General features: G+C 72.9%; 5 protein-coding genes. All 5 read left to right on the forward strand.

Going from position 1 to position 7,413, the window contains the following annotated elements:
• Nucleotides 1-218: 218 nt before the first annotated feature.
• The 5 genes from ACWC97_RS32025 (at nt 219) to ACWC97_RS32045 (ending at nt 7,300) form a co-directional block, all read left to right on the forward strand.
• Nucleotides 219-1,052, forward strand: coding sequence for a M55 family metallopeptidase (locus ACWC97_RS32025; protein ID WP_352279633.1), 834 nt, complete (start codon nt 219-221; stop codon nt 1,050-1,052).
• Nucleotides 1,045-2,388, forward strand: a complete 1,344-nt coding sequence (locus tag ACWC97_RS32030; RefSeq protein ID WP_450653143.1) for a M20/M25/M40 family metallo-hydrolase — start codon at nt 1,045-1,047, stop codon at nt 2,386-2,388. Before ACWC97_RS32025 ends, ACWC97_RS32030 begins: the two co-directional genes overlap by 8 nt.
• Before the next feature lie 21 nt (nt 2,389-2,409).
• Nucleotides 2,410-4,389, forward strand: a complete 1,980-nt coding sequence (locus tag ACWC97_RS32035; RefSeq protein ID WP_450653145.1) for a prolyl oligopeptidase family serine peptidase — start codon at nt 2,410-2,412, stop codon at nt 4,387-4,389.
• Nucleotides 4,386-5,345: a S66 peptidase family protein gene (locus tag ACWC97_RS32040; RefSeq protein WP_450653147.1), complete on the forward strand. Its 960-nt coding sequence runs from the start codon at nt 4,386-4,388 to the stop codon at nt 5,343-5,345. Before ACWC97_RS32035 ends, ACWC97_RS32040 begins: the two co-directional genes overlap by 4 nt.
• A 125-nt stretch (nt 5,346-5,470) precedes the next feature.
• Nucleotides 5,471-7,300: a CocE/NonD family hydrolase gene (locus ACWC97_RS32045; protein ID WP_450653149.1), complete on the forward strand. Its 1,830-nt coding sequence runs from the start codon at nt 5,471-5,473 to the stop codon at nt 7,298-7,300.
• The last annotated feature ends 113 nt before the right edge of the window (nt 7,301-7,413 follow it).

Below are 7,413 nucleotides of genomic sequence, written 5' to 3' on the forward strand. Positions count from 1 at the left end.
GCACTTCGCCTCAATTCCATTAGTCAATTAATGGAATCATGGTCTGGGGTAGTGGAATGTGTCAAGGCGACCCGGGGGCACCGGCGCCGCCCCCGCAGGGCCCGGTGTCCGTGATGCGCCCGTTCGCGGTGTGCGTCGCGCACCCTTCGGAGGACTGGACCATTGAACGTGCTCGTGGCTCTGGCCTGGCGGTTCTCGGGCGCGTACCGTGGCCCGGCATGAAGATCCTGATCAGCGCGGACATGGAAGGCGCCACCGGCGTCACCTGGCCCGCCGACGTGCTGCCGGGCACGCCCCAGTGGGAGCGGTGCCGCGCCATGTTCACCTCCGACGTGAACGCGGCGGCGCTCGGTTTCTACGACGGCGGCGCGGACGAGGTGCTCGTCAACGAGGCCCACTGGTCCATGCGGAACCTCCTGCTGGAGCGGCTGGACGACCGGGTCGAGATGCTCACCGGGCGACACAAGTCCCTCTCCATGGTCGAGGGCATCCAGCACGGGGACGTCGACGCCATCGCCTTCATCGGCTACCACACCGGCGCCGGCGCGGAAGGGGTCCTCGCCCACACCTACCTCGCCAACTCCATCACCGGCGTCTGGCTCAACGGCGCCCGCGCCAGCGAGGGCCTGCTCAACGCCCATGTCGTCGCCGAGTACGGGATCCCCGTCGTCCTGGTCACCGGCGACAACCTGACCTGCGTGGACGCGGAGGGGTACGCCCCGGCGGCCCGCAAGGTCGCGGTCAAGGACTACGTGTCGCGGTACGCGGCCGTCTGCCGCACCCCGGCCCGCACCGCGGCCGACATCAGGGCCGCTGCCAAGGAGGCCACCGCGCTCGCCGGACGGTACGAACCCGTCGCGGGCGGCCCCTTCACCGTGGAGCTGGAGTTCGACGCCGAGCACCTGGCCCAGGCGGCCACCGTCGTCCCCGGCGTGGCGCCCAGCGGTGAACGGCGCGTCGCCTACACCAGCGCGACGATGTACGAAGGAATCCGCACGTTCAAGGCCGTGACGACGATCGTGTCGTCCGCCGTGGAGGAACAGTATGGCTGACGCGACCGGTACCCAGGGCGGCGTCGACCGGCAGGCGCTCGACGAATCGGTGACCTTCACCTCCGAGCTGATCAGGATCGACACCACCAACCGGGGTGACGGCGAGTGCCGGGAACGGCCGGCCGCCGAGTACGTCGCCGAGCGGCTGGCCGCCGCCGGGATCGAACCGACCCTGCTGGAGCGGACCCCCGGACGCACCAACGTGGTCGCCCGCATCCCCGGCACCGACCCCTCGGCCGACGCCCTCCTCGTCCACGGCCACCTCGACGTGGTCCCGGCCGAGGCCGCCGACTGGACCGTGCACCCCTTCTCCGGCGAGGTCCGCGACGGCGTCGTCTGGGGACGCGGCGCCATCGACATGAAGAACATGGACGCGATGGTCCTGGCCGTCGTACGCGGCTGGGCGCGGGCCGGGATCCGGCCCCGCCGCGACATCGTCATCGCGTACACCGCCGACGAGGAGGCCAGCGCCGACGACGGCTCGGGCTTCCTCGCCGACCGGCACGCCGATCTTTTCGAGGGCTGCACCGAGGGCATCAGCGAGTCCGGCGCCTTCACCTTCCACGCCGGACCCGACATGCCGCTCTACCCGATCGCCGCCGGGGAACGCGGCACCGCCTGGCTGAAACTCACCGCGCACGGCAAGGCCGGACACGGCTCCAAGGTCAACCGGAACAACGCGGTCAGCGCGCTCGCCGCCGCCGTCGCCCGGATCGGCGCCCACGCATGGCCCGTCCGGCTCACCCCCACGGTCCGCGCCGCGCTCACCGAGATCGCCGCCCTCCACGGCATCCGCCCCGACCTCGACGCCCCCGGCTTCGACGTGGACGAACTGCTCGGCAAGCTCGGCCCCGCCGCCGACCTGGTCGCACCCACCGTCCGCAACAGCTCCAACCCGACGATGCTGGACGCCGGATACAAGGTCAACGTCATCCCGGGCCACGCCACCGCGTTCGTCGACGGCCGGATGGTGCCCGGCGGCGAGGACGAGTTCCACGCCACCCTGGACCGACTGACCGGCCCCGACGTCGACTGGGAGTTCCACCACCGGGAGATCCCGCTCCAGGCCCCCGTCGACTCGCCCACCTTCGCGAAACTGCGCGCCGCGATCGAGCGCTTCGACCCGGACGGCCACGTCGTGCCGTACTGCATGTCGGGCGGCACCGACGCCAAGCAGTTCTCCCGGCTCGGCATCACCGGCTACGGCTTCTCGCCGCTGAAGCTGCCCGTCGGCTTCGACTACCAGGCGCTCTTCCACGGAGTCGACGAACGCGTCCCGGTCGACGCCCTGCACTTCGGCGTCCGCGTCCTCGACCACTACCTGCGTACTGCCTGACGGCAGAGGGGGAATCGACACATGCAGCACACCGGGCCCCACGGAACCTGGCCCTCGCCGATCGACGCCGCGCTCGCCGCCTCCCAGGACGGCCGCCCGGAGTACGCCGGCACCGTCGGCGACGAGGTGTGGTGGACGGAACCGCGCCCCGCCGAGTCCGGCCGCCGCGCCCTGGTCCGCCGCCGGGCCGACGGCACGACCGAATCCGTCCTGCCCGCCCCGTGGAACGTACGGAGCCGGGTCATCGAGTACGGCGGAGTGCCCTGGGCCGGGGCGGCCCGCGCCGAGGGCGGCCCGCTGATCGTCTTCGTCCACTTCGCCGACCAGCGGCTCTACGCCTACGCCCCCGACGGGCCGGACGCGCCCCGCCCGCTCACCCCGCTCTCCGCCACCGGTGGCGGGCTGCGCTGGGTCGACCCCCAGCTCCATGCCGAGCGGGGCGAGGTCTGGTGCGTCCTGGAGGAGTTCACCGGCGAGGGCCCCACCGAACTGCGCCGGGTGATCGCCGCCGTACCGCTCGACGGCTCGGCCGCCGACGACCGCGGGGCGGTCCGCGAACTCGGCGACGACGGCCACCGTTTCGTCACCGGGCCCAAGCTCTCGCCGGACGGCACACAGGCGGCGTGGATCGCCTGGGACCACCCCCGGATGCCGTGGGACGGCACCGAGGTGATGCTCGCGGACGTGGCCGAGGACGGCACCTTCCACCACATCCGGTCCCACCTCGGCGGCCCCGAGGAGTCGGTGCCGCAGATCGAGTGGGACGCCGACGGGCGGCTGCTGTTCGCCAGTGACCGCGGCGGCTGGTGGAACCTCTACCGCGACGACCCGGACCGGGGCGCGGTCGCCCTCTGCCCCCGCGAGCAGGAGTTCGCCGGCCCCCTCTGGAAGATCGGCCTCGCCTGGTTCCGGCCGCTGGACAACGGGCTGATCGCCACCATCCACGGCAAGGGCACCACCACGCTCGGCATCCTCGACCCCCGGACCGGCGAACTCGTCGACGCCGCCGGACCCTGGACCGAATGGGCCGAGACCCTCACCGCGCACGGCAGCCGCGTCGTCGGCGTGGCGGCGAGCCCGTACAGCGGGTACGAAGTGGTCGAGCTGGACACCGCGACCGGCCGCACCCGGGTCATCGGCGCGCCGCACCGGGACGTCGTCGACCCCGTCTACTACCCGAGGCCCGAACAGCGCACCTTCACCGGCCCCGGCGGACGCGAGATCCACACCCACCTCTACCCGCCGCGCAACCCCGACCACACCGCCCCCGCCGGAGAACTGCCGCCCTACGTGGTCTGGGCGCACGGCGGCCCCACCGGCCACGCCGCCCTCGTGCTCGACCTGGAGATCGCCTACTTCACCTCGCGCGGCATCGGCGTCGCCGAGGTCAACTACGGCGGCTCCACCGGCTACGGCCGGGAGTACCGCAACCGGCTGCGCGACCAGTGGGGCGTCGTCGACGTCGAGGACTGCGCCGCCGTCGCCGAGGCGCTGGCGAAGGAGGGCACCGCCGACCGGCGCCGGCTCGCCATCCGCGGCGGCAGCGCCGGCGGCTGGACCACCGCCGCCTCGCTGACCGGAACCGACGTCTACGCCTGCGGGACGATCATCTACCCGATCCTCGACCTGACCGGCTGGGGGACCGGCGAGACCCACGACTTCGAGTCCCAGTACCTGGAGTCCCTGGTCGGCCCGCTCGCCGAGGTCCCGGACCGCTACCGCGACCGCTCCCCGGTCGGCCGCGTCGACCGGCTCACCACCCCCTTCCTGCTGCTCCAGGGGCTGGACGACCCGATCTGCCCGCCCGTCCAGTGCGAACGCTTCCTCGCCGCACTCGACGGACGCGGCATCCCGCACGCCTACCTCACTTTCGAGGGCGAGGGCCACGGCTTCCGCCGCGCCGACACCATGATCCGCGCACTGGAGGCCGAACTCTCCCTGTACGGGCAGGTCTTCGGAGCCGAGCACGCCGACGTACCCCCGCTGGAGCTGAAGCGGTGACCCTCGAACCCCCGACCCTCGAACCACTGACCCGCCCCGCCCGGCTGCGCCCCGGGGCCCGGGTCGCCGTCGTGTCGCCGAGCGGCCCGGTCCCGGCCGACCGGATGGAGGCGGGGCTGGACATCCTGCGCGGCTGGGGCCTGGAGGTCGTCGAGGCCCCGCACGCGCGGGCGGTCCACCCCCGGCTCGACTACCTCGCGGGCACCGACGAGGCACGGGCCGCCGACCTCCAGGCGGCCTGGTGCGACCCGTCCGTGGACGCGGTGATCTGCGCCCGCGGCGGGTACGGCGCCCACCGGACGGCCGACCTCGTCGACTGGGCGGCGATGCGCGCGGCGGGGCCGAAGGTGTTCGTCGGCTACAGCGACGTCACCGTGCTCCACGAGGCGTTCGCCCGGCATCTGGGGATCGTCACCCTGCACGGCCCGATGGCCGCGACGGAGACGTTCCTCAAGGACCCGGACACCCAGGAGTCGCTGCGGACCACCCTGTTCGCGCCGGAGTCGGTGCGGACGCTCGGCCTGCCCGCCGCGCGGGCGCTGGTGCCCGGCCGGGCCCGCGGCATCGTCTACGGCGGCTGCGTCAGCCTGCTCGCCGCCGACCTCGGCACACCGTCCGCCCGGACCTCGGCGCGCGGCGGGCTGCTGGCGATCGAGGACACCGGCGAGGACCCGTACAGCCTCGACCGCATCCTCACCCAGCTGCTGCGGGCCGGGGCGCTGAACGGGATCGCCGGGGTGGTCTGCGGGTCGTGGTCGGGCTGCGGGCCGTACGAGCGGGTGCGGGCCGTGCTCGCCGACCGGCTGGGACCGCTCGGCGTGCCGGTCGTCGAGGAGCTGGGCTTCGGCCACGGGCCGACCTCGCTCACCGTGCCGCTCGGGGTGTCCGCGGTGCTGGACGCCCCGGCCGACGGCGGTCCCGCCACCCTCACCGTCGAGGAGCCCGCCCTGCGCTGAACCCCGTCGATTCGTAAAGAAGTTGAGCAGTGTTCAGGAATCGCCGTCCGGGACGTTGACAGCCTCGCGACGCCGTCACAGCATGAGCGCGTTCCGTTACTTACCGTTCGGTAAGCGCTCTCGGTGTGGAGGTCCTCGTGTCGCGTGCTGTGTCCCGCCCCCGGTCCGGATACCGGACGACCTCCCGCAGGTCGCTCGCCTGGGTGGCCGGGGCCGCCCTCGCCGCACCGCTGGTCCTCACCGGTGCGGCGAGGGCGACCGCCGACGGGGCGGGCGGATACACCGTCACCCCGCTGAAGTTCACCGTCCGGGCCGGTGGCCGCTCCTGCACCGTCGACGCGGACCTGTACCGCCCCGCCGGGGCCGACGCCGGCCACCCGGCCCCCGCCGTCCTCGCCACCAACGGCTTCGGCGGCAGCAAGTCGGACGGCACGACCGACGCCATCGGCAAGGCGTTCGCCTCGCGCGGCTACGTCGGCCTGGTCTACTCCGGCCTCGGCTTCGGCAAGTCGGGCTGCCTCATCACCCTCGACGACCCGGCCGTCGACGGCCGGGCGGCCGCCGGCCTCATCGACTTCCTCGCCGGGACCCGCGCCGCCGACGACGGCACCCGGGCCGACTACGTCGTCCAGGACGGCGCGGGCGACCCCCGGGTCGGCATGATCGGCGGCTCGTACGGCGGCGCCGTCCAACTGGCCACCGCCTCCGTCGACCACCGGGTCGACGCCCTCGTCCCGCTGATCACCTGGAACGACCTCGCGTACGCGCTCGCCCCGAACAGCGCCGACGCCCGCACCGGTGTCTCCTCCGACACCGCCGGGGTCTTCAAGTGGCAGTGGACCAACGGCTTCTACCTGATGGGGGAGGGGCAGACCCTCCTCAACGCGAGCCTGGACCCGTCCCGGATCAACAACCTCGCCTGCCTGCACTTCGCGACCCCCGCCTGCGACACCGTCCGGCTGCTCAACTCCGGCAGCTTCCCGGTCGACCGCACCACCGCGATGCTCGACTACGCGCGCAGCGTCTCCCCGGTCGACTACCTCGGCAAGGTCAAGGCGCCCACCCTGATCGTCCAGGGCCAGACCGACAGCCTGTTCAACCTGAACGAGGCCACCGCCACCTACGAGAAGCTCAGGGCGCAGGGAACCACCACCAGGATGATCTGGCAGTCCTGGGGCCACAGCGGCGGCCAGAAGCCCGGCGAACTCGACCTGGGCCAGGGCAACCTGGAGGGCAGCTACGTCGGCCGGCGCGTCCTCGCCTGGTTCGACCGCTACCTCCAGGGCGACCGGAGCGCCGACACCGGCCCCGCCTTCGCCTACTACCGCGACTGGCAGAGCGGATACGGCACGGCGTCCGCCGTACCGGCCCTGTCGCGGAAGATGTACCTCTCCGGCGACGGCAAGCTCGTCGGTGACCGGTCCGAGGTCGTCCGGGGCAGCCGCCAGTACGCCAACTGGCTGGTTCCGACCAGTCATTCGGAGAGTTCGCTCGCCGGGGTCATCGGGCTGCCCGACCCGAAGCCCTACGACATCAAGGGCACCTACCTCGGCTGGACCAGCGCCCCGCTGACGTCCCCCGTCGACGTCGTCGGCGCGCCGAAGGCCACCCTGAAGGTCGTCTCGCCGGCGACGGAGCGGGTCCAGAACAGCGGCGACGCCGCCGACCGGCTCGTCCTGTTCGCCAAGGTCTACGACGTCGCCCCGGACGGCACCAGGAGCCTGGTCAACCGGCTGGTCGCACCGGTACGGGTCCCCGATGTCACCCGCCCGTTCACCGTACGGCTCCCGGGCATCGTCCACCGCTACGAGACGGGCCACCGGCTCGAATTCGCGATCGCGGCGAGCGACACCGCGTACTCCGGCAACCGGGGGATCAAGCCGGTGACGGTCGTCAGCGCCCCGCAGGACACCGGCGTGCTGGAGCTGCCGGTGGTCGGCGGCGGGCTGGACTGAACCGCCTTCCCACTCGCCCTAGGACCTGTCTTCAAACTGCCGCCTGCCGTGCGGCGCCCGGCACGCACGCTCGCCGCGTTGTCGGGGTCACCCCGATACATCCAGTATCGGAG

The organism is Streptomyces sp. NPDC001108, from assembly GCF_053598535.1.

Coding starts and splice junctions, on each gene's coding strand:
- ACWC97_RS32035 (WP_450653145.1), top strand. CDS start 2,410: ATGCAGCACACCGGGCCCCACGGAACCTGGCCCTCGCCGATCGACGCC.
- ACWC97_RS32030 (WP_450653143.1), top strand. CDS start 1,045: ATGGCTGACGCGACCGGTACCCAGGGCGGCGTCGACCGGCAGGCGCTC.
- ACWC97_RS32025 (WP_352279633.1), top strand. CDS start 219: ATGAAGATCCTGATCAGCGCGGACATGGAAGGCGCCACCGGCGTCACC.